At 66.2% G+C, this 21,246-nt stretch carries 21 protein-coding genes and 1 pseudogene; 13 read left to right on the forward strand and 9 right to left on the reverse strand.

Annotated elements, in window-relative coordinates; genetic code table 11:
* Positions 1 to 5 precede the first annotated feature (5 nt).
* From HF877_RS09770 to HF877_RS09780, 3 genes are read left to right on the forward strand one after another with little or no spacing between them, the layout of a single operon-like run.
* Positions 6 to 1,259 (forward strand): acyl-CoA dehydrogenase family protein, encoded by a 1,254-nt coding sequence (locus tag HF877_RS09770; RefSeq protein ID WP_169620957.1) that lies wholly within the window; start codon positions 6 to 8, stop codon positions 1,257 to 1,259.
* Positions 1,256 to 2,329, forward strand: a complete 1,074-nt coding sequence (locus HF877_RS09775; RefSeq protein ID WP_169620958.1) for a phosphotransferase family protein — start codon at positions 1,256 to 1,258, stop codon at positions 2,327 to 2,329. Before HF877_RS09770 ends, HF877_RS09775 begins: the two co-directional genes overlap by 4 nt.
* Entirely contained in the window at positions 2,326 to 3,084 is a 759-nt protein-coding gene (locus HF877_RS09780; protein WP_169620959.1) for an SDR family oxidoreductase, read from the forward strand. Before HF877_RS09775 ends, HF877_RS09780 begins: the two co-directional genes overlap by 4 nt.
* A gap of 84 nt (positions 3,085 to 3,168) precedes the next feature.
* On the opposite strand, the gene HF877_RS09785 is transcribed toward HF877_RS09780, so the two are convergent.
* Positions 3,169 to 4,269 (reverse strand): inositol-3-phosphate synthase, encoded by a 1,101-nt coding sequence (locus tag HF877_RS09785; protein WP_169620960.1) that lies wholly within the window; start codon positions 4,267 to 4,269, stop codon positions 3,169 to 3,171.
* On the reverse strand, positions 4,262 to 4,819 hold the full coding sequence (locus HF877_RS09790; RefSeq protein WP_169620961.1) for a PadR family transcriptional regulator: 558 nt from the start codon (positions 4,817 to 4,819) through the stop codon (positions 4,262 to 4,264). The genes HF877_RS09785 and HF877_RS09790 overlap by 8 nt, the downstream gene beginning before the upstream one ends.
* Before the next feature lie 242 nt (positions 4,820 to 5,061).
* Here HF877_RS09790 and HF877_RS09795 point away from each other — a divergent pair, with 242 nt between their 5' ends.
* From HF877_RS09795 to HF877_RS09810, 4 genes are all read left to right on the forward strand, one after another.
* A complete protein-coding gene (locus HF877_RS09795; RefSeq protein ID WP_169620962.1) occupies positions 5,062 to 5,484 on the forward strand; it encodes a DUF5318 domain-containing protein in 423 nt (140 codons plus the stop codon).
* A gap of 801 nt (positions 5,485 to 6,285) precedes the next feature.
* Positions 6,286 to 8,538, forward strand: coding sequence for a transglycosylase domain-containing protein (locus HF877_RS09800; protein WP_296550393.1), 2,253 nt, complete (start codon positions 6,286 to 6,288; stop codon positions 8,536 to 8,538).
* 9 nt (positions 8,539 to 8,547) lie between these two features.
* Positions 8,548 to 10,140, forward strand: a complete 1,593-nt coding sequence (locus HF877_RS09805; protein WP_169620963.1) for a glycosyltransferase family 87 protein — start codon at positions 8,548 to 8,550, stop codon at positions 10,138 to 10,140.
* A 26-nt stretch (positions 10,141 to 10,166) separates the two neighbouring features.
* Positions 10,167 to 10,649, forward strand: a complete 483-nt coding sequence (locus tag HF877_RS09810; protein ID WP_169620964.1) for an RNA polymerase subunit sigma-24 — start codon at positions 10,167 to 10,169, stop codon at positions 10,647 to 10,649.
* 24 nt (positions 10,650 to 10,673) lie between these two features.
* On the opposite strand, the gene HF877_RS09815 is transcribed toward HF877_RS09810, so the two are convergent.
* From HF877_RS09815 to HF877_RS09830, 4 genes are read right to left on the reverse strand one after another with little or no spacing between them, the layout of a single operon-like run.
* On the reverse strand, positions 10,674 to 11,102 hold the full coding sequence (locus HF877_RS09815) for a DUF2752 domain-containing protein (protein ID WP_169620965.1): 429 nt from the start codon (positions 11,100 to 11,102) through the stop codon (positions 10,674 to 10,676).
* Entirely contained in the window at positions 11,099 to 11,689 is a 591-nt protein-coding gene (locus HF877_RS09820) for a dihydrofolate reductase family protein (protein ID WP_169620966.1), read from the reverse strand. Before HF877_RS09820 ends, HF877_RS09815 begins: the two co-directional genes overlap by 4 nt.
* Positions 11,690 to 11,720: 31 nt before the next feature.
* Positions 11,721 to 12,308, reverse strand: a complete 588-nt coding sequence (locus tag HF877_RS09825; RefSeq protein WP_169620967.1) for a GNAT family protein — start codon at positions 12,306 to 12,308, stop codon at positions 11,721 to 11,723.
* Positions 12,305 to 13,645: a glycosyltransferase 87 family protein gene (locus tag HF877_RS09830; protein ID WP_169620968.1), complete on the reverse strand. Its 1,341-nt coding sequence runs from the start codon at positions 13,643 to 13,645 to the stop codon at positions 12,305 to 12,307. Before HF877_RS09830 ends, HF877_RS09825 begins: the two co-directional genes overlap by 4 nt.
* A 154-nt stretch (positions 13,646 to 13,799) precedes the next feature.
* On the opposite strand from HF877_RS09830, the gene rpsF reads away from it, so the two are divergent.
* The 5 genes from rpsF (at position 13,800) to dnaB (ending at position 18,151) form a co-directional block, all read left to right on the forward strand.
* Positions 13,800 to 14,087 (forward strand): 30S ribosomal protein S6, encoded by a 288-nt coding sequence (gene rpsF / locus HF877_RS09835; protein WP_072700991.1) that lies wholly within the window; start codon positions 13,800 to 13,802, stop codon positions 14,085 to 14,087.
* A gap of 64 nt (positions 14,088 to 14,151) precedes the next feature.
* Positions 14,152 to 14,673 (forward strand): single-stranded DNA-binding protein, encoded by a 522-nt coding sequence (locus HF877_RS09840; RefSeq protein ID WP_169620969.1) that lies wholly within the window; start codon positions 14,152 to 14,154, stop codon positions 14,671 to 14,673.
* Positions 14,674 to 14,715: 42 nt separating this feature from the next.
* Positions 14,716 to 14,958: a 30S ribosomal protein S18 gene (gene rpsR, locus HF877_RS09845; protein WP_169620970.1), complete on the forward strand. Its 243-nt coding sequence runs from the start codon at positions 14,716 to 14,718 to the stop codon at positions 14,956 to 14,958.
* A gap of 17 nt (positions 14,959 to 14,975) precedes the next feature.
* Positions 14,976 to 15,431 carry a 50S ribosomal protein L9 gene (gene rplI / locus HF877_RS09850; protein WP_169620971.1) on the forward strand — a complete coding sequence of 152 codons (456 nt, stop codon included), beginning with the start codon at positions 14,976 to 14,978 and terminating at the stop codon, positions 15,429 to 15,431.
* A gap of 515 nt (positions 15,432 to 15,946) precedes the next feature.
* A complete protein-coding gene (gene dnaB, locus HF877_RS09855; RefSeq protein ID WP_206036882.1) occupies positions 15,947 to 18,151 on the forward strand; it encodes a replicative DNA helicase in 2,205 nt (734 codons plus the stop codon).
* Positions 18,152 to 18,265: 114 nt separating this feature from the next.
* Here dnaB and HF877_RS09860 read toward each other — a convergent pair whose 3' ends face one another.
* On the reverse strand, positions 18,266 to 18,880 hold the full coding sequence (locus HF877_RS09860; RefSeq protein ID WP_169620972.1) for a hypothetical protein: 615 nt from the start codon (positions 18,878 to 18,880) through the stop codon (positions 18,266 to 18,268).
* Between the two features lie 233 nt (positions 18,881 to 19,113).
* Positions 19,114 to 19,830 carry an SDR family oxidoreductase gene (locus HF877_RS09865; protein WP_169620973.1) on the reverse strand — a complete coding sequence of 239 codons (717 nt, stop codon included), beginning with the start codon at positions 19,828 to 19,830 and terminating at the stop codon, positions 19,114 to 19,116.
* Between the two features lie 89 nt (positions 19,831 to 19,919).
* On the opposite strand from HF877_RS09865, the gene HF877_RS09870 reads away from it, so the two are divergent.
* The gene (locus HF877_RS09870) at positions 19,920 to 20,789 is read left to right on the forward strand and encodes a LysR family transcriptional regulator (protein WP_169620974.1); all 870 of its coding nucleotides are present in this window, start codon (positions 19,920 to 19,922) and stop codon (positions 20,787 to 20,789) included.
* A gap of 97 nt (positions 20,790 to 20,886) precedes the next feature.
* Here the strand turns inward: HF877_RS09870 and HF877_RS09875 are convergent.
* A pseudogene (locus tag HF877_RS09875) lies at positions 20,887 to 21,246 on the reverse strand (acetamidase); the annotation flags it as partial.

Consider the following 21,246-nt stretch of genomic DNA (forward strand, 5'->3'; position numbering starts at 1 on the left):
CGCACATGGATTTCGGACAGTCCGACCGCAGCCGCGACTATCTCGAGCGGCTCCGCACGTTCATCGCCGACGAGGTCGCGCCGGTGGAAGCCCGCCTGCACGCCGCCCGCGGCGTCGCCCAAGCCCAGCGCCAGGACACTTCCGGTGCAGACGCATGGGCGGTGAGCGACGAGTTCCGCGAACTCCAGCGCGCTGCCCGCGCCCAGGGACTGTGGAATCTCTTCCTTCCGGACGCGGAACTCGGCGCCGGTCTGTCGAACGTCGAATATGCCTCGCTCGCAGAGGAAATGGGACGCTCGCCGTTCTACTCCGCGGTGTTCAACTGCGCCGCGCCCGACACGGGCAACATGGAGGTGCTCTACCACTACGGCAGTGCAGCCCAGAAGGATCAGTGGCTCCGCCCCCTGCTCGACGGCGAGATTCGCTCCGCGTTCTGCATGACCGAACCCGGTGTCGCCTCGTCGGACGCGACCAACATGGCGGCGACCGCCGTGGTGGAGGGCGACCAGGTGGTGCTCAACGGGCGCAAGTGGTGGAGCACCGGCATCGGGCACCCGGACTGCAAGGTCCTGATCTTCATGGGGCTGACCGATCCGGAAGCTCACAAGTACCAACGGCATTCGATGGTCCTCGTTCCCGTGGACACCCCGGGCGTGACGATCGAACGCATGTTGCCGACCATGGGGTTCTACGACGAGCCCGCAGGGCACGGCGAGGTGTCGTTCACCGATGTGCGGTTGCCGCTCGACGCGATCATCGCCGGCCCCGGCCGAGGATTCGAGATCGCCCAGGGCAGACTCGGACCCGGCCGTATCCACCACTGCATGCGTCTCGTCGGCCTCGCCGAGCGCACTCTCGAACTCGCGTGCCGTCGCGGCCTCGAGCGCACCGCGTTCGGCAAACCCCTCATCGACCTCGGGGGTAATCGTGAGCGCGTCGCCGACGCCCGCATCGCGATCAATCAGCTGCGGCTGCTCGTTCTCCACGCGGCATGGCTGCTCGATACGCAAGGTCTCGCCGGTGCCCGGTCGGCAGTCTCCGAGATCAAGGTCGCGGCGCCCCGCGTGACGCAGCAGATCGTCGATTTCGCGATCCAGATCCACGGTGGCGCAGGGCTGTCCGACGATTTCCCTCTCGCCGGAGCCTGGACGGCGGCCCGTGCGTTGCGTCTCGCCGACGGGCCGGACGAGGTCCATCAGGGATTGATCGCGCGCGGCGAACTCGGCAAGTACAAGCAGGACGGGGTACGGCAGAAGTGACGACTCTTCCCGACAACGCGCGCGATGTGCGTGAGGAAGACGCATTCGACGTCGCCGCGGTGGCGTCGTGGCTCTCCGAACATGCCGGCATCGACGGCGTTCCCGCGGTCCACCAGTTCGCGGGTGGCGCATCGAATCTCACCTATCTGCTGCGGTACCCGGACCGCGATCTCGTGCTCCGGCGACCACCGGTGGGCGCGAAACCGTCCTCCGGCCACGACATGGTGCGCGAGTACCGCATCCAGTCGCTGCTCGCCCCTGTCTACCCGTACGTCCCGACGATGATCGGCCTGTGCACCGACCACAGCGTCCTGGGCAGTGATTTCTACGTCATGGAACGCGTACCCGGAACGATCCTGCGCACGAATCCGCCGACGGATCTCGCACTCACGCCCGAACAGACCCGCGGCCTCTGCTTGCGGATCGTCGATCTGCTCGTCGAATTGCACAGCGTCGACGCGGCCGCGACCGGACTGGACGAGTTCAGCCGCGGCACCGGATATGTCGCCCGCCAGGTGGCGGGGTGGTCGTCACGGTACGAGAAGGCCCGCACCGACAACGTTCCCGACTTCGACCGGGTGCGGACCTGGCTCGATCGAGCACAGCCCGCCGACGTGGCGCAAACGGTCGTCCACGGTGACTTCCGCCTCGACAACGTCGTGCTCGACGAGACCGATCCGTGCACACCGCTGGCGGTTCTCGACTGGGAACTGGCCACCGTCGGCGACCCGCTGATGGATCTCGGTTCGTCCCTGGCCTATTGGGTGCAAGCCGACGACGATCCGATGCTGCTCGCGACCAAGCGGCAGCCCTCCGACCTTCCCGGGATGCTCACCCGGCAGGAGATCGTCGACTACTACTCCGAGAAAACCGGATTGCCGGTGGACAATTGGGGTTTCTACGAGGTGTTCGGCCTGTTCCGGCTCGCCGTCATCGCGCAGCAGATCTATTACCGCTACCACCACGGCCAGACCACCAACCCGGCGTTCAAGGATTTCTGGGTCATCGTCGGCTATCTCGATACGCGCTGCAACGCGCTGATCGACCGAATCGAAAGCGAAGTGCGATGAGCCGACCGGAACGACGCAACATCCTCATCACCGGTGCCAGTTCCGGCCTCGGTGCCGGGATGGCGCGCGAGTTCGCGGCGCGGGGACGAAATCTCGCACTCGCGGCGCGGCGCGTCGACCGGCTCGAGGCACTGCGTACCGAGTTGCTCGCCGAACATCCGCACATCACGGTGACGCTGCGTGCTCTCGACGTCGACCGGCACGACGACGTCTTCACCGTCTTCCGTGAATTCGACGAGGAACTCGGAGGTCTCGACCGGGTGATCGTCAACGCGGGTCTCGGCAAGGGACAACCTTTGGGCACCGGCTATTTTCGTGCGAACGCGCAGACGGCCACCACGAACTTCCTCGGTGCCCTCGCGCAGAGCGAAGCCGCGCTCGAACTCATGCGACCGCGCAACGCCGGGCACGTCGCGCTCATCTCGTCGATGAGCGCTCTCCGCGGAATGCCGAGGAACATGACCACCTATGCGGCTTCGAAGGCCGCGGTGGCGTCGCTCGGCGAGGGGATGCGGGCGGACCTGGCGAACACGGGAATCGGTGTGAGCACGATCTACCCGGGCTTCATCCGGTCGGAGATCAACGAGAAGGTGAAGAACGTGCCGTTCATCGTCGACACGGAAACGGGATGTCGCGCACTGGCGGCCGCGATCGAGAAAGAGCCTGCCCGCGCCTACGTGCCCGCGTGGCCCTGGGTGCCGCTGGGCTTCGCGATGAAGGTGCTGCCGCTGTCGGTGGTCCGCCGGATGGTGTGACGCTCCTCCGATCCGAAAAAGCAGAATGTCACATTCGGGCAGTCGTCGTACTGCCCGAATGTGACATCCGGTAGAGCGTGAGAATCAGGCGTCGGCGCCGATGATGAAGGCCTCGAGCTCGTTACGAGCCTTGTCGTCGGCCATCTGGACCGGCGGGGACTTCATCAGGTACGCGGAAGCCGGAAGGATCGGTCCGCCGATGCCGCGGTCCTTGGCGATCTTCGCCGCACGGATCGCGTCGATGATGATGCCGGCGGAGTTCGGCGAGTCCCAGACCTCGAGCTTGTACTCGAGGTTGAGCGGAGCGTCACCGAAGGCGCGGCCTTCGAGGCGCACGTACGCCCACTTGCGGTCGTCGAGCCACTGCACGTAGTCGGACGGACCGATGTGCACGTCGCGGTCGTGGACCTTGCCGGCGAGGGGACCAGTGAGGTTCGACGTGACGGCCTGGGTCTTGGAGACCTTCTTGGACTCGAGACGCTCACGCTCGAGCATGTTCTTGAAGTCCATGTTGCCGCCGACGTTGAGCTGGTAGGTGCGGTCGAGCACGACGCCGCGATCCTCGAACAGCTTCGCCATCACGCGGTGGGTGATGGTGGCACCGACCTGCGACTTGATGTCGTCGCCGACGATGGGGACACCCGCGTCGGTGAACTTCTTGGCCCACACGGGGTCGGACGCGATGAACACGGGCAGCGCGTTGACGAACGCCACACCGGCGTCGACGCAGCACTGTGCGTAGAACTTGTCGGCCTGTTCCGAGCCGACGGGGAGGTAGGACACGAGGACGTCGACCTCGGCGTCCTTCAGGACCTTCACGACGTCGACGGGTTCGGCCTCGGAGACCTCGATGGTCTCGGCGTAGTACTTGCCGATGCCGTCGAGAGTGTGGCCGCGCTGCACGGTCACGCCGGTCGGCGGTACGTCGGCGATCTTGATGGTGTTGTTCTCGCTCGCGAGGATCGCCTCGGACAGGTCGAATCCGACCTTCTTGGCGTCCACATCGAATGCGGCGACGAACTGGACGTCGCGCACGTGGTACGGGCCGAACTCCACGTGCATCAGGCCGGGGACGGAAGCGGTGGCGTCCGCGTCCTTGTAGTACTCGACGCCTTGGACCAGGGACGAGGCACAGTTCCCCACGCCCACAATGGCCACGCGCACCGCGGTGCTGTTCTCACCCATGGTCGGGTTCTCCTTCTTTGTTGCGTGCTGCTGTCGACTGCTCGGCGGCGATCAGTTCGTTGAGCCACCGCACTTCGCGTTCGCTCGATTCGAGGCCGAGCTGATGGAGTTGACGGGTGTAGCGGTCCAAGGTGCCGCCGGCCCGTCCGATCGCGTCGCGGAGCGCTTCCCTGCGCTCCTCGACCTGGCGGCGCCTGCCCTCGAGAATTCGCATCCGCGCCTCGGCGGGGGTGCGACTGAAGAAAGCGAGGTGCACACCGAATCCGTCATCGGTGTAATTCTGGGGTCCCGTGTCGGCGACCAGTTCGGTGAAGCGTTCCCGCCCTGCCGGAGTGAGCCGATACACGCGCCGGGCGCGTCGCTTGACGGTCCCGGGAACTCCCGAATCCTCTTCGATGAGCCCGTCCGCCTGCATGCGTCGCAGAGTCGGATAGAGAGACCCGTAGGAGAAGGCACGGAACGGCCCGAGGAGCCCGGTGAGGCGTTTACGCAGCTCGTACCCGTGCATAGGCGACTCGAGGAGGAGACCGAGGATAGCCAGTTCCAGCACGAGTCACCTCCTTGTCCGAGTGAACCAACCGATGGATACGACACAAAACTATATCGCGCCGATATAAACGACGATACGCCTTGGTGAAATCATCCGGAACATCCGTCCAGGTGGAAAGCGGTTCCCGGACGGCCCTCGGTTGTTGCGGGCACCTCCGGCGGGGCCGAGATTGCCGCGCGTCACAGGGTTGCTGTTACCACTCCGCACCCACCTGTCGCCCCGGCGCACGTACTCTGGGGTCCGTGCGAATTCAGCGGCAGGTGGTGGACTACGCGTTGCAGCGTCGGTCGCTGCTTGCCGAGGTCTACTCGGGGCGGCGCGGTGTGGCCGAAGTCTGCGACGCCGGCCCCTACCTGCTCCGGGCAGCAAAGTTCCACGGCAAGGGCAGCGACGTCACCTGCCCGATCTGCCGCAAGGAGCAGGTGACCCTCGTCTCGTGGGTCTTCGGCGAAAAGCTCGGCCCGGTGTCCGGGTCGGCCCGAACGCCCGAAGAGCTGACCCGCCTGGCCGCCAGCCAGGAGGAATTCTCGGTCCATGTGGTCGAGGTATGTCGCACGTGTAGTTGGAATCACCTGGTGCAGTCGTACGTCCTGGGGTCGCAACCGGCCCCGAAACGCCCACGTCGCCGGACGACGGGGCAGGACCGTCGCACCGCGAGCGAGTGAACGGGCGCCGGACGACGTGAGCGAACGCTGCCCGATGAAGTTCCTTCCCGCATACCGCCCGCACGAACCAATCCTCGCGTGCCCGTCTTCGGACGGGCATTCGAAGATGCGGCGTCACGCGTCGCGCAAACAGTTGGAGATGAGTACGTGAGTTCCCCCGACAACGAACCCGAGGGCAACAGGTCCGATCCGCCTCACCGGGACAACCCGGCAGGGCCGCCGCCGCAGCAGCGACCGGCGCCGCAAGGGGGACCCGCCCAGGGACGACCGTTGCCGCCTCAGCCGCGCCCCCAGGGCCGGCCCGGCCAGCCTCAGCCGCCGCAGTCCGGCGGCCGTCCGCCGTACCCTCCCCAGCCGTTCCCGCAGGGGCGGCCGCAGCAGCCTCCCCAGGGACAGCCGTATCCCCCGCGCCGGGGTCCCGCGCCGTCCAACCCGAACGCCCAGAACCCGAACGCCCTGCCGCCTCGCGGACCGGGCGCAGGTCCGGTGCCGCCGGGAGCGAACCCTCCGCAGCGCACCCAGCAGTTCCCGCCTGCTCCCGGCCACAACACTCCCCAGGGACGTGGGCCGCAGCGCCCGCCGCAGGGTCCCGACGCGGCACGCGGTCCCCAGGGCGGTCCGTCCGACCCCGGTGCGGCCACCCGCCGCGTGGCGTCCCCTGCCGGTCCGCCGTCTCGCTCCCCGCAGGACTCCCGGCCGACGACCGCTGTCGCGGGCAGTCCGCCCGGTACGCCGCCGCCCACCCGTCGCGGCAAGGGCGGCGGCGGTCGTGGTGGTGACGGAAGCGGCGGCGGCAGAAAGATCCCCTGGCGCACCATCCGTCGTGTCGGTTACGGCGTCGTGGCCGCGGGCATCCTCATCCCGTTGCTCGCCTTCATGCTCGCGTACGTGGCACAGGACGTGCCGCGTCCGGGTGAGCTCGTCACCAACCAGGCTGCGACGATCTACAACTCCGACGGGACCGGTGTCATCACCAAGGTGATTCCGCCGGAAGGCAACCGCCACGAGGTCGAACTCGACCAGATCCCGTTGCACGTGCGAAACGCCGTGCTCGCCGCGGAAGATCGCGACTTCTATTCCAACCCGGGCTTCTCGGCGTCCGGTTTCGCGCGGGCCGCGCGCGACAACATCCTCGGCCGCGAGAGCGCCGGTGGTGGTTCGACCATCACACAGCAGTACGTCAAGACCGCTCTGGTCGGCAACGAGCGCAGCCTGACCCGCAAGATGAAGGAACTCGTTCTTTCGGTGAAGATGGCGAATCAGTGGTCGAAGGACGACATCCTCGCCGCCTACCTCAACACCATCTACTACGGCCGCGGCGCGTACGGGATTTCCGCCGCGTCGAACGCGTACTTCGGCAAGCCGGTCAACGAACTGACCGTCGAAGAAGGCGCGGTCCTCGCGTCGTCCATTCAGCTGCCGTCGCTGCTCGACCCCGAGCAGAACCCCGAGGGCGCCAAGTCGCGCTGGACCTACGTGCTCGACGGCATGGTGGCCGCCGGCACCCTCAACTCCGCCGACCGCGCAGGCATGGAGTACCCCGCGTACGTCCCGCTCGCGGAACTCGACAACGGCGACCAGTCCTCCGGTCCCGAGGGCCTGATCAAGAACCAGGTCCTGCGGGAACTGGCATCCGAGGGAATCGACGAGACCCTGCTCAACACCGCGGGACTCGACATCACCACGACGATCGATGCGCAGGCACAGGCCTCGACACTCGACGCCGTGCGGTCCAACCTCGAAGGCGAACCGGAGGAATTGCGCACGGCCGTCGTCTCGGTCGATCCGCGATCCGGTGCGGTGCGTGCCTATTACGGCGGTGAAAGCGGTATCGGTTACGACTTCGCCAGCGCGGGCCTGCAGACGGGTTCGTCGTTCAAGGTGTTCGGTCTCGCCGCGAACCTCGATCAGGGTGTGCCGCTGTCCAAGACCTACGACAGCGGTCCGCTGACAGTCAACGGCATCAAGATCGGCAACGTCGAAGGCCAGTCGTGTGGCGAATGCACCATCGCGGAGGCGCTCAAGCGGTCGCTGAACACGAGTTTCTACCGGATGATGCTCGAGATGGACGACGGCCCGCAGGCGATCGCCGACATGGCACACAAGCTGGGCATCCCCAAGGAGGTTCCGGGTATCGGTGAGACGCTCACCGAGCCGAACGGAGCCGGCCCCAACTACGGAATCGTGCTGGGCCAGTACCAGTCCCGCGTGCTCGACATGGCATCCGCCTACGCGACGCTCGCAGCCTCCGGCCGGTACCACGAGCCGTACTTCGTGCAGAAGGTCGTCACGTCCGAGGGCGAGGTCCTGCTGGACCGCGGCAGCCCGGTCGGCGAGCAGGTCGTCGACGAGGTCGTCGCCGACAACACCACCGCCGCGATGATGCCGATCGCGGCCTACTCCAACGGGCACGCGCTCGCCGGGAGCCGCCCGTCCGCATCCAAGACCGGTACCGCACAGCTCGGCGATACCGGGTCGAACAAGGACGCATGGATGGTCGGTTACACGCCGTCGCTGTCCACCGCCGTGTGGATGGGAACCGAGGAAGGCCTCCCGCTCGAGAACAGCTGGGGCGGGATGATCTACGGCTCGGGTCTGCCGTCGGATATCTGGAAGGACTCGATGGACGGCGCTCTCCAGGGCACCGAGGTCGAATCGTTCCCGAAGCCCGGAGCGATCTCGGGTGTGGCAGGTGTGCCTTCGTGGACGGCGTCGGAAACGGCGAAGCCCACCACGACGGCGCCCGAAACCTCCCGCACCATTCCGACCATCCCGGAGATCCCGGAGATCACCACCCAGAACGTGGAGATCTTCCCGGGCGTCACGATTCCGGTACCGGGAGTCGCGCCGCAGACCACACGCCCGACCGTGCCCTCGCGTCCGGACTCCGGCGTCGAACAGGACGAGGAGGACTCCGGCGGAAACGTCGAGGACAACGCTCCTTCCGAGCAGACGACGCAGAACCGGGTACCGGGACAGAACGGGGCGGGACAGAACGGGCAAGCGGTTCCCGGCGCGCAGGCACAACAGCCCGAACTCGCACCGGCACGGTAAAAAAGTCGCGTGACGGTCGAAGGGGAGCGCAAGAACCGGGAACCGGTGTCACCGGGCCCACTCGCCGAGGACCGCCGATCGGTGGATTGGCGCGACACCCCGGGTCGTACAGACCCGATGGTGTCGCGCCTGACCACGGTGATCGGCGGTCCGGTGGGCCGGCACGCCATGATCGGCCGGACCCGCTTCTTCACCCCCGTGCGCGCGATGCTGCTCCTCGCCGTGGTGTTCCTCGCGTTCGGCTGGTTCACGAAAGCCGCGTGCATCCAGCAAGCGCCGATGGGCCCGGACGGCGCGCCGGGTCTCGACTGGAGCAACAACCGCCAGTACGTGGCGATGTGCTACTCGGACATCGTTCCCCTGTACGGCGCGGAGCGTCTCAGCGAAGGCGCCTTCCCGTACAAGACGTCGTGGGAGGAACCGGGCCCCGACGGGCAGATGCAGACCCGGTACATGGAGTACCCGGTGGTCGCGGGCATGTACCAGTACGCGTCCATGCGCATCGCGAAGGCGTGGGATGCGACGCCGTGGCTCCCCGGTGGTCTCCAGGTCGCGATCTACTTCAACGTCGTCGCGTGGGGCCTGGCGCTGGCGTGGCTGGCGACCGTCTGGGCGACCGCCATGTCTGCGGGGCGACGCGTGTGGGACGCCGCGCTGGTAGCAGCCTCGCCTCTCGTCATCGTGCACGCCTTCACCAACTTCGACGCGCTCACCACCGCGTTCGCCGCCGGCGGGTTGCTCGCCTGGGCGCGGCGCCGGCCCGTCCTCGCCGGTGTGCTGCTCGGCCTCGGGGCCGCGACGAAGTTGTATCCTCTGCTGCTGCTCGGCCCGTTGTTCGTGCTGTGTCTGCGTACCGGGAAGCTCCGGCCGTTCGCGAAAACCGCGGGGGCGACGGCGGCCACGTGGCTGGTGGTGAACCTGCCGATCATGCTGCTGTATCCGGCGGGCTGGGCCGAGTTCTTCCGTTTGAACTCCGATCGGGGCGCCGATCCCGATTCGATCTACAACGTGCTGCGCTCGTTCGTCGGCTGGCCGAACTGGGCACCGTCCACCCTCAACCTCGTCTCGCTGGTGCTGTTCGCCGCAGCATGCGCCGGTATCGGACTGGTGGCGCTCACCGCCCCGCGCCGCCCGCGGCTCGCTCAACTGTGCTTTCTGGTCGTTGCCGCGTTCCTGCTCACCAACAAGGTGTGGAGTCCGCAGTACTCGCTCTGGCTCGTCCCTCTTGCGGTACTCGCCATCCCGCATCGTCGTGCGCTCCTGGCCTGGATGACTGTCGACGCGCTGGTGTGGGTACCGCGCATGTACTACTACCTCGGTCCCGCAGAGAAGGGGCTTCCGGAACAGTGGTTCACCGCCACGGTGTTCCTCCGCGATGTCGCCGTGGTGGCGCTGTGCGCCGCGGTGCTGTGGCAGATTCGGCGGCCCGTCAAGGATCCGGTGCGATACGGGTTCATCGACGACCCGGTGGGAGGCGTCCTCGACCAGGCGCCCGACCATCCGCCCTCCTGGCTCCCCGATCGATTGCGGCCGTCCCACCAGCGTGTGGGAAAGCGGAAATCATCCAAATGGACTACGTCACCGGTCGTCTCCGGGTCCTAGGGTCGGAGGGGAAGTGAGGAGGTTCTGTGACGGCGGGCGGACGAGCACCGGTTGTGGGAGCTGGTCGTCCATCTTCGAACTTCACGGCGTGCGATCTGGCCTGGTCGGTCGCCGCAGGTGACGCGGCGGCGCTTCCCGTGCTGCTCCGGGAGTTGCACCCGGCCGTGTCGGCGTACAGCAGGGCACGGGCGAAGCACGTGGGCTATTCCTTCTCGGACGCGGATCGGCTCGCCCTCGAGGCGTGCCGTTCGATTCTCACCGCACTGTCCGCGCCGTCCGGTGCCGACCGGCCGTTCCTGCGCCTCGCGTACTCCCTGGCGGCCGAAACTGCCGACACCCGCTTCGCGGTCCGGCGCGACGCGCCCCTCACGCGCCTCCAGCAGGACATTCTGATCCTCCGCACGATCGTCGGCCTCGATCCCGAACAAACAGCGGTAGCCATGGCTCTCACCCCCCGCCGCGTCCGCGTCGAGCAACACGCTGCGCTGTCGTCGCTACGCGCGGCATGACGTAACTCCCGCGCTTCGGACGGGTCAGATACGCAGGGCAGTGAACGGCGCGACCGGAATGTTGCGCACCACGAACCACAGTGCGATCACCGCGAGCGCGAAGTGCGGAGCCCAGCGGAACCTGCTCCAGCGCGGTCCCGCTGCGGTCCCGCGAATCCGGCCGACGGTCCACACCGCGAACGCCGCCAGCAGGCCCGCCACCGCGACGACGCCCAACGCGTTGTAGTGCAGCGCCGCCGGGATATCCAGGTGCACCAGCGAATACAGCATTCGCGACATCCCGCACCCCGGACAGTAGACGCCGAAGATCGTGAAGGTGGGGCACGGTGGGATCACTCCGCCCGGAGTGGTCGGGTCGGCCCAGACGACAGCCGCGCACGCACACGCCGCACCCGCCGCGACGAGTGTCGGGGCGGTCAGGCGCGCGAGCGCGGGTCGCACGGTGTCGCTCATGCCGAGTCCACGGGGGGTCGATCGGACCGCACTTTCGGGCGGTAGGTCCGCCCGAAACTGCGCGGACTGTCCTCGTAGATGTCGATCAACTCCCAGTCGAGTCGTCGACCGCCCGGCACGTCGAAGATGCGGGTGCCGTCGCCGAGAAACACCGGGGCGACGAAAACCTGCAACTCGTCGATCAGATCGTGCTCGAGCGCCTGCCGGGCGATATCCGCGCTGATGATCTGCACGTCCCGATCGCCCGCGATCTCCTGAGCGCGACGAATCGCTTCCACGATGTCGCAGTTCATCGCGACGACGGTCGGATCGTCGGCGAGTTCTTCCGGCCGGTGGGTGAGGATGAATTCGGTTCCCGACCAGGCGCCCCCGTAAGCCTGGGAGGTCACTTCGTCGCGTTCGTCCTGCTGCTCCTTCGCCGCGTCGTAGCCTGCGCGGCCGGAGATGATCACCGCAACATCCCCCGCCATGCGTTCCGTGGTGCCCTCGGCCATCGGTTCGGCCGCGGACAACCAACTCATGTCGTGCCCGGGACCGGCGATGAAGCCGTCGATCGAGCACGTGAATCCCCAAGCCACCTTGCCCATCTCTACTCCTTGCCGGTCGACGGTCCGGAGGTCACCGGTTCGCCCGCGCTTCCAGCCTTGCCCGTGCGACGGGCCATTCGTCGTCCGTCATCGAGAACAGTGCGGTCGTACGCCACGAGCCGTCTCGGCGCCGGCGGTGTTTGCGCAGCAATCCTTCGTGCCGGGCACCGAGGCGCGCGAGCGCCTCGCGCGAGCGATTGTTGAATTCGTCGGTGTGCCACTCCACACGCACCGCACGAAGGTCGTCGAAGGCATGCCGCAACAACAGCAGTTTCGCTTCCGTGTTGACGTGCGTGCGCTGGGCCGACGTCGCCAGCCAGGTATGGCCGATCGTGAGTTTGCGGTGTTCCGGTTCGAGCAGGTAGTACGACGTGGACCCGACGACCGCGCCCGTGTCCTTGTCGATCACCGCGTAGGGCTGCCGATCCGGATCGTCCACCGCGCTGCGGACGAACGATTCCGCGTCCGCGGGAGTGCGGATCACGGCAGCGGACCAGCGGAAGATCTCGTCGGGATCGTCGGCCGCCTCGAGCAGTCGCGGCGCGTGCGCGACTGTGAGCGGATCGAGCCGCACGCGCGCACCCTCGAGAGACGGGTGGTCGGACCAGATGTCGCTCATCGAACGCTTTCCGTGCCGAGGGCTTCCCGACCTCGCTCCGCGGGTGGAGTACCGGGCGGCGGACGCCGCGGTGCGCGCAGGAAGACGAAGAACAGTACGACCAACAGTATCGCGCGTCCCCACACACCGATCGTGGTGAGAACGAGAGGTAGTTCGATGTCGATCGCACCTCCGGTCGCGTAGAACCAGCGGAAGACACCGATACCGATCGCGAGGTCGACGAGGAGGTATGCCGCGACAAGCCGCCACGGAACCTGCAGCAGGACCAGCAGCGGCAACAACCACAGCGTGTACTGGGGTGAGTGGACTTTGTGGAAGAGCATGAAGCCGCACAACATCGCGGCCGCAACCGGCAGCCACGGATACGGGCCCCCACGGAGATACCGCCGGCGGCCGAGCCACAGGGCGAGGAGGAACGACGCGGCGATGAGCAGCGGAGACGCGACGGCGACGACCTCGTTGAATTCCGGTGTCACGCCCGTGCCCTCGTAACCACCCAGCAAAGGCCGCAGACCCCAGAACCAGACCGAGTTGCTCGTCCCGTCGGCGGCGCGGTTCTGCTGGAACGTGAACGACGCACGCCAGCCTTCGTACCCGAGGACGGCGAACGGAAGGTTGATCGCGACAGTCGTCGCCACCGCGGCGCCGGCGACCGCAAGCGCGCCCCGCACGTCACGCACCGTGCCGGCCGCACGACCGCCCGTGAACACGTAGATCATCAGCGGCAGGACGAAGATGCCCGGATAGATCTTCAGGCAGAACCCGACCGCGAGAAGCGCGGCCGCAAGAACGCCGCGCGTGCGCAACGACCAGCGTTCGACGCCGACCACCGCGATCGCCAGGACGGTGATCGCGACGACCGGGAGATCCCAGTTGAGGAACGCGTAGAGCACCAGTGGAGGTGTCGCCGACCACGCCAGCGCTGCCCATCCGGCGAGGCGCGCGAGCAGCCACGCCGTGAGGAGTCCGAACGGCGCGAGGAGCAGTGCGGACCGCAGCAGGAAGTCGGCGTCGGTATGGACGCCGATCGCGCCCAGCCACATCAGCAGACCGCTGAGCACGGGATATTCGACGGTGCTTCCGACGAGATTCCCGGCCGCGTCGATGCTGCCGTCGACGAAGGGGAACCGGTGGAGATTGATGCCACGTCCGAGCCACAACTGCTGGATGTCGGAATAACAGACGTGCGCGTCCTTGATGTCCTCGAAGCGGATCGTGCGACCGAGTTCGTCGAACGGTGCACCCGCGCAGCGGGCTTTGTTGAGGTATCCGAGCCAGAGCGCGATCGCGCAGGTCAGGACGGCGACGAGCGAGATCGTCCTGGGACTCGTGCGCATGTCCTCACCCTAGGTCAAATCCGCTGCCCGGGACGGAGGTCGATTTCCCTGGTCAGGGATGGCTCATGTACCCTTCTTGGGTTGCTGACGCAACGACCCTCCTGTCACGGATCGTCCGTGACCGTTCACAGTCCATAGGAGGTGATGAGGTCTTATGCGTCATTACGAATTGATGATCATCCTGGACCCCAGCCTGGATGAGCGCACTGTTGCTCCCTCGCTGGATACGTTCCTCAATGTTGTTCGCCAAGAAGGCGGCAAGGTCGACAAGGTCGACGTGTGGGGTAAGCGTCGTCTCGCATTCGAGATCGCGAAGCAGAGCGAAGGCATCTACGCGGTTATCGACATCAGCGCGACGCCCGCCACGGTTGCAGAGCTGGATCGCCAGCTCGGTCTGAACGAGTCGGTGCTTCGCACCAAGGTTCTGCGCCACGGCAAGTGAGCCTGTCGGCGCCTGGCCGTAGGCTCTGGCGCATCAGGTCTCCACACACAGCAGGAGGAACCACATGGCAGGCGATACCGTCATCACCGTGGTCGGCAATCTGACCGCCGATCCCGAACTGCGTTTCACCCCGGCGGGTGCCGCGGTCGCGAACTTCACGGTCGCGTCCACTCCCCGCATCTTCGACCGTCAGTCCAACGAATGGAAAGACGGCGACGCTCTGTTCATGCGCTGCAATATCTGGCGCGAGGCAGCGGAGAACGTAGCCGAAAGCTTGACCCGGGGCTCGCGCGTCATCGTGCAGGGCCGGCTCAAGCAGCGCAGCTACGAAACGCGTGAAGGCGAAAAGCGCACTGTCGTGGAGCTCGAGGTCGACGAGATCGGCCCTTCGCTCCGCTATGCCACCGCCAAGGTCAGCAAGGCCGGTCGTGGTGGCGGCGGCGGAGGCGGCTTCGGTGGTTCTTCCGGCGGATCGGGCGGTGGACGCCCTAGTTCCAACGCGAACGTCGGCGGCGACGACCCGTGGGGCAATGCCCCGCAGGCCGGCTCGTTCGGCGGTTCCGGGGACGACGAGCCCCCGTTCTGATCCGACCTTCGATCGGAACATCCAGAAGTACGGAGAAAGACCATGCCTAAGTCGCCCGCGCGCGAGAAGGTTTTGAAGAAGAAGGTCTGCGCTTTCTGCAAGGAAAAGAACACGCAGATCGATTACAAGGACACAACGCTGCTGCGTAAGTACGTCAGCGATCGCGGAAAGATCCGCGCTCGCCGCGTCACCGGCAACTGCGTGCAGCACCAGCGCGATATCGCTGTTGCTGTCAAGAACTCCCGTGAGGTCGCTTTGCTGCCTTACGTCTCGACGGCTCGCTAGGAAAGGGAGGGAACACGATGAAGCTCATCCTCACCGCTGACGTGGACAACCTCGGTGCGCCTGGCGACACCGTTGAGGTCAAGGACGGCTACGGCCGCAACTACCTGCTGCCCCGCGGCCTGGCGATCGTCGCCACCCGTGGCGCCGAGAAGCAGGTCGAGGGCATCCGCCGTGCACAGGAAGCGCGCGCTGTGCGCGGCCTGGAGCACGCCAAGGAGCTCAAGACCGCTATCGAGGGTCTCGAGAGCGTCTCGCTCAACGTCAAGACCGCCGGTGACTCGGGCAAGCTGTTCGGCTCGGTTACCGCGGCCGACGTTGCCGGTGCCATCAAGGCTGCCGGTGGCCCGGTTGTCGACAAGCGCCTCGTCGAGCTGCCCAAGGCTCACATCAAGGCGACCGGCAAGCACCAGGTCGTCGTGAAGCTGCACCCGGACGTCGTCGCGAAGTTCACGCTGGACGTCGTGAGCGCCTGATTTCCGGTTCGAGGAGCCCCGCGCGATGGTTGCGCGGGGCTCCTCGGCATCTGTGCACAACCTGTGGATGGCGGGTGTGGGTAAACGCACCGGTGTGACTCGGGTCATATCGTTTCGGGAACGAACAGATGAACACGCCCGGGCGGCATTGTTATCGCGACACGCCGAAAATTCCTTCTTCCACAGGGCTGAACAGCCATTTTCCCTAGTTAACCTGCATCGTTATCAAATGTGAGATGCGTTCTCCCCAGGTTATCCACATCAGGTGCACAACCCTGTCCACCTGATTCCACAATCTATCCCCAACTGTGTGCACAACCCGATTTGGTCGCCCTCGAAATCGTCCCTAACGTCGAGCGCGCAACTCTCCCTCGTGGGGAGCTGCAACCCACTGCGGTGTCGGTGGGGACGAGTAGAACGTGGAGTGTTTCCCGGTGGCGCCCACCGGGAGTCGGTACGGGTCAACGGCCGGCGAACCACCGGGCGACGGTATTTGGACGGAAGGCGGCATCACGTTGGCTGTTGTGGACGATCGTGGCCATTCCGACTATCCGGGGCCCCCTGACGAAGACTCAGGTGGTGACTTCGGTCGCCAGCCCCCGCAGGACATGGTTGCCGAGCAGTCCGTCATCGGCGGCATGCTGCTGAGCAAGGACGCCATTGCCGACGTTCTCGAAGTGCTGCGCCCCGGCGATTTCTATCGCCCCGCTCACCAAGCCATCTACGACTCGATCCTCGACCTCTACAGCCGCGGCGAACCCGCCGACCCCGTCACCGTGTCGGCCGAACTCGACCGCCGAGGCGAGCTCAAGCGCATCGGCGGCCCCGCGTACCTCGTCACCCTGACCCAGACGGTGCCTACTGCCGCGAACGCCGGCTTCTACGCCGAGATCGTTGCGGAGAAGGCCATCCTGCGACGGCTCGTCGAAGCGGGCACGCGCATCGTCCAATACGGATATGCCGGCTCGGACGGTCAGGACGTCGCAGAAGTCGTCGACCGTGCGCAGGCCGAGATCTTCGATGTGTCCGAGCGGCGCACCACCGAAGACTTCGTGGCCCTCGAAGAACTGCTGCAGCCGACGATGGACGAGATCGACTCCATCGCCAGCCGCGGCGGCATCTCGGTCGGCGTGCCTACGGGGTTCGCCGAACTCGACGAACTCACCAACGGACTGCATCCGGGACAGATGATCATCGTCGCCGCCCGTCCCGGCGTCGGCAAGGCTCTCGCCCTCGACACCCCGCTCCCCACACCCACCGGATGGACCACCATGGGTGAGGTCCGCGTCGGCGACGAACTGCTCGCTCCCGACGGAAAGCCCACCCGCGTGCTCGCGGCCACCGAGATCATGCGCGACCGGCCCTGTTTCGATGTCGTGTTCTCCGACGGCACGGTGCTCGTCGCCGACGAACAGCACCAGTGGCGCACCGCCGACGGGGTGGTGCGCACCACCGGCGAACTCGCCGCCACCGTCGACGCCGGTCACGCGGTCCCCCACACCGATCCCTTGGCCCTCCCCGCGGCAGACCTACCGGTCGCACCGTTCACCCTCGGTGCGTGGCTCGGCGGGCCGCCCTCCGACGCAGAGGTACACATGCGGGTGGAAGGTGAAGGCGGGTTCACCGAAGAATTGATGTCGCTCGGGGCGCACATTCCCGTCGAATACCAGCGCGGCTCGATCGTGCAGCGCCGCGACCTGCTCGCCGGTCTTCTCGACGCCGGCGGTCGCATCGACGACGACGGCACCATCCGCTTCTCCACCGGGCGCGAGCACCTCGCCCACGACCTCGCCGAACTCGTTGCGGGCTTGGGCTACGCGTGCACCGTCGACGACGGAGTGGTGTCGTTCACCGCCGACGACGACGTCTTCGTCCTTCCGAGCAAGGCAGTGCGCCACAAGGAATGCCGCACCGCCGTGGCTCGCGAACGGCACATCGTGGCCGTTCGCCCGGTCGCGTCGGTGCCCGTCCGCTGCGTGGAGGTCGACGGTGACCACATGTACCTCGCGGGTCGTGCGATGGTGCCCACGCACAATTCGACTCTCGGCATGGACTTCATGCGGTCGTGCTCGATCAAGCACGGTATGGCGTCCGTCATCTTCTCCCTGGAGATGGGAAAGACGGAGATCGTCATGCGCTTGCTCTCCGCGGAGGCGAAGATCAAGCTCGGCGACATGCGTTCGGGTCGCATGACCGACGACGACTGGACCCGCCTCGCGCGGCGCATGAGCGAGATCAGCGAAGCGCCGCTCTACATCGACGATTCACCGAACCTGACGATGATGGAGATCCGCGCGAAAGCACGGCGGCTCAAGCAGAAACACGACATCCGTCTCATCGTCGTCGACTATCTGCAGCTGATGACCTCCGGTAAGAAGGTCGAGTCGCGCCAGCAGGAAGTCTCCGAATTCTCGCGTAGCCTCAAGCTTCTCGCGAAGGAACTCGAAGTTCCGGTCATCGCGATCTGTCAGCTCAACCGTGGTCCCGAACAGCGCACCGACAAGAAGCCGATGGTCTCCGACCTCCGCGAGTCGGGATCGCTCGAGCAGGACGCCGACATGGTGATCCTGTTGCATCGCCCCGACGCATTCGAGCGCGACGACCCGCGCGGTGGTGAAGCCGACCTGATCGTCGGTAAACACCGTAACGGTCCGACGGCGACGATCACCGTGGCTCACCAGCTGCACCTGTCGCGGTTCGTGGATATGGCGCGCGGCTGATTTCGCTGTTGAGATACGGCGAAGACTGACAACTCGATTTCCCTGGATTGACAACGCTTCGCCGGACCAAGCACCTTCACCGGTCCCAGATGCCGCTTCTGCAGACTCATCCCGTCACGAAATTGAGACTGGTCCAGTCGTTCCTGTCACTGCCCATTGTCCGTCTGCGTGATCGAGGACGTAGGTGAGGCCCAGTCCGCAGTCGATGCCGCACCACAGTCCGGCACCGACGTGGACCGTTCCGTCGTCCTGTCGCTCGACGGGCGCCAGTCCGACAATGACGCCGTCGTTGTCGACCCCGGTCAGGCCCAGTCGTGCGGACCTGGCCCGAAGCTGAGGTTCTGCGACGAACTCGACGGGTGGCAGATCGACGGCCTGGGCTGTGATTTCGTTTTTCAGATCGGCATCGAACTGCAGTCCGTCAGCGACGATCAACATTTCCGAGCTGCGTGATGCGGGACCGTCGACGAGGTAGACATACCCGACCGGGGTCGGTGCTGTCGCGAACGGATTGTCCACGAGGATCAAGTGGTGCAGGGCGGCAGAGTAGATCTGTGACTGTTCGCTTGGTGCAGGTGGGCTGGTGGTCGGGTCGAGTTGACCCGGGCCGGCTCCGGTGTCCGTGCTCGAGCAGCCGGCCAGGGCAACAGCAAGGACCAGTGCGGTGGCCACCGCTCGAATTCCCATGACGCCGGACAGCATCGACAGCGGAGAGGTAACAGTGGGCATTCGCGGAGCACCTCCCTGGCTTTCGTGGGTGCGACCGGTTGTAAAGGTCAGCTGAAGAGTGCACCGACAGTGACGAGCATCGTCACCAACTCTGTCATCTGTCAATCCGTCAGTGCAGGCGGGAGCGGCGCTACGGTTACATTGATTCGAGCTGTCGGCGATCACCTGGTACACCGTCGGGCCACTGTTCAGCCCGTCGATCGCGGTGCTTCGTGACACCGGGAACCGCGCGCTCACCAGGGAATGGTGCCGGCGTCGTCGAAGAATCCGCCGCGGGGTCCGTCGTCGGGGAGGGTGGCGAGTGCGACGGCGATGGCGGCACCTTGCTCTGGAGATCGGGCCGAGTTGTGGCCGGTGAAGTCGGTGGCGACGTAGCCGGGACAGCACGCGTTGACGAGGATGCTCGTGTTCGACAGTGCTCGGGCGTACTGGGCGGTGATGCTGTTGAGCATGGTTTTCGACGGCGCATAGGCGGCCATCTGAGGTCCCGTTTGCAGCGCGAGGGACCCCATGTTGCTGGACACGTTGACGATGCGCGGTGAGTCGGATTGCCGCAGCAGTGGGAGAACAGCATTGGTGATCCGGATGACGCCGAACACATTGGTGTCCAGGACCTGCTGCAGGACATCGAGGTCCATCGTTGTCGGGTCCTGCGCGCCGTCATCGGTTCGGCCTCCGACGCCGGCGTTGTTGATCAGCACATCGAGCCTGCCTGCCTCGCGCGCGACGGTGGCCGCCGCTGCCGCCACGCTGTCGTCCGACGTCACGTCGAGAGCGACGCCGAAGACGTCGATTCCCTCGCTGCGGAGGCGAGCCACGGCCTCGGTGCGGCGGGCGTCGTCACGGGCCCCGAGTGCGACGCGGAACCCTCGTCCGCCGAGTCCGCAAGCGATCGCATAGCCGATTCCCTTGTTCGCGCCGGTGACCAGCGCTGTCTTGGTGGTGTTCACTCTTCGATCTTCGCCGCGTGGACTCGCGGCGTCCAAGACCGATCACCTCTTCTGTGATACCCGGTGAGTATCGAGGTAGCGTGGTGGATGTGTCCGATCTGGAGACGCGTGACTTCCGCTATTTCCTCGCCGTTGCCGACGAGTTGCACTTCGGTAGGGCGGCAGACCTGCTCGGCATCACGCAACCGCCGCTGTCCCGTGCGATCCAGCAGCTCGAGTCGAGGCTCGGCGTGAAGTTGTTCGAGCGCAACCGTCGTGGCGTCGAGCTCACCGACGCCGGACGGGTCCTGGTGAGCGAGGCGCACACGGTGATCGACGCGGTTGAGGCTGCGGCTCATCGGACCCGGCGAGCCGGAAGCCCTCGGGGACCACTGGTGCTTGCAACGAAAGCCGGTGCGTCCCTCGAGGTACTGCAACGGTTGCTCGGGGAGGCCGCCCAGCGCAGTGACGTTCCGGATGTCGAGGTACTGCTGTGTGAGGTCGGGGAGCAGGCGGCGCTGCTGCGCGGGGGCCGGGCCGATGTGGCGATCATGCACCGGCCGGTCGATGATCTCGACGGCTTCGACACCGAAGAACTGCTTGTCGAGGGGCAGGTGGCCATTGTTCCCGCGGGTCACTTTCTCGCGGCGCGGACGCAGGTCACGCTTGCCGAGATTCGAGACATCCCCGGTCTGCCGTTGGCCCGGTGGCCGAAACTTGATGGCAGCTACCCGGATGGTCCTGGTCCGGAGGTGCGTACTCAATCGGCCATCGCCCAACTCGTGGCATTGGGCAAGGCACTCCTGGTGATTCCCGCCTCCAGTCGTGCGTGGCAGTGGCCGCAGCATGTGGCGATCCCTGTCACCGACGCTGTCTCGATCACCACGGTGCTGGCGTGGCCGGCAGGGAGTCGTTCCGCGGGGATCGGGGCGTTTGGGCGATTGGCGGCCGAGGTCGGTAGGTCAGAGGAACGACCGTAGCCTGGCTGCATTTCCTTCGTCAGGCCCGAAAGCGTCGAATGACCGCTGTTGCCGTGAGTTCTGCACGCCGGGCAGTGTCGCCGACGCGGGTACACGATCAGCTGAAATGCTCCTTGTAGATCTGCCCGTGAACGGCAACGGTCCGGTCGACCACCCGCGACACCGTGAAGTCGGCCGCTGCCGAGAGATATGCATACGCGGTCGGGCGGTCCAAACCCTGATGGTGTTCGAGGAAATCCAGAGCGTTGACCACAGCCCGGCGCATCGCAACATCGAGGTCACTGCCCTGACCGTCGATCGCGCCGTCGGGATCGGACAGCCCGATGGGGATCCAAGACTCGGCAGTTTCCGCGAACGGACAGCGGTAGGCGACGCTCGGTGCGTCTCCCGATCCGTGTTTGCAGACGGTCAATCGGAAGATCGCGCGCAGTGAACCTTCCATCGCCGATCGGGACAG

This window comes from Rhodococcus sp. BL-253-APC-6A1W (genome assembly GCF_012843405.1).
In the GTDB taxonomy this organism is placed as follows: Bacteria; Actinomycetota; Actinomycetes; order Mycobacteriales; family Mycobacteriaceae; genus Rhodococcus.

What these genes read in the sequence shown, in the direction of transcription:
- HF877_RS09840 (WP_169620969.1), top strand. Translation starts at nt 14,152, where the DNA reads ATGGCAGGCGATACCGTCATCACCGTGGTCGGCAATCTGACCGCCGAT.
- HF877_RS09820 (WP_169620966.1), bottom strand. Translation starts at nt 11,689, where the DNA reads ATGGGCAAGGTGGCTTGGGGATTCACGTGCTCGATCGACGGCTTCATC.
- HF877_RS09860 (WP_169620972.1), bottom strand. Translation starts at nt 18,880, where the DNA reads ATGCCCACTGTTACCTCTCCGCTGTCGATGCTGTCCGGCGTCATGGGA.
- HF877_RS09780 (WP_169620959.1), top strand. Translation starts at nt 2,326, where the DNA reads ATGAGCCGACCGGAACGACGCAACATCCTCATCACCGGTGCCAGTTCC.
- HF877_RS09785 (WP_169620960.1), bottom strand. Translation starts at nt 4,269, where the DNA reads ATGGGTGAGAACAGCACCGCGGTGCGCGTGGCCATTGTGGGCGTGGGG.
- rpsR (WP_169620970.1), top strand. Translation starts at nt 14,716, where the DNA reads ATGCCTAAGTCGCCCGCGCGCGAGAAGGTTTTGAAGAAGAAGGTCTGC.
- HF877_RS09770 (WP_169620957.1), top strand. Translation starts at nt 6, where the DNA reads ATGGATTTCGGACAGTCCGACCGCAGCCGCGACTATCTCGAGCGGCTC.
- HF877_RS09830 (WP_169620968.1), bottom strand. Translation starts at nt 13,645, where the DNA reads ATGCGCACGAGTCCCAGGACGATCTCGCTCGTCGCCGTCCTGACCTGC.
- HF877_RS09825 (WP_169620967.1), bottom strand. Translation starts at nt 12,308, where the DNA reads ATGAGCGACATCTGGTCCGACCACCCGTCTCTCGAGGGTGCGCGCGTG.
- rplI (WP_169620971.1), top strand. Translation starts at nt 14,976, where the DNA reads ATGAAGCTCATCCTCACCGCTGACGTGGACAACCTCGGTGCGCCTGGC.
- rpsF (WP_072700991.1), top strand. Translation starts at nt 13,800, where the DNA reads ATGCGTCATTACGAATTGATGATCATCCTGGACCCCAGCCTGGATGAG.
- HF877_RS09815 (WP_169620965.1), bottom strand. Translation starts at nt 11,102, where the DNA reads ATGAGCGACACCGTGCGACCCGCGCTCGCGCGCCTGACCGCCCCGACA.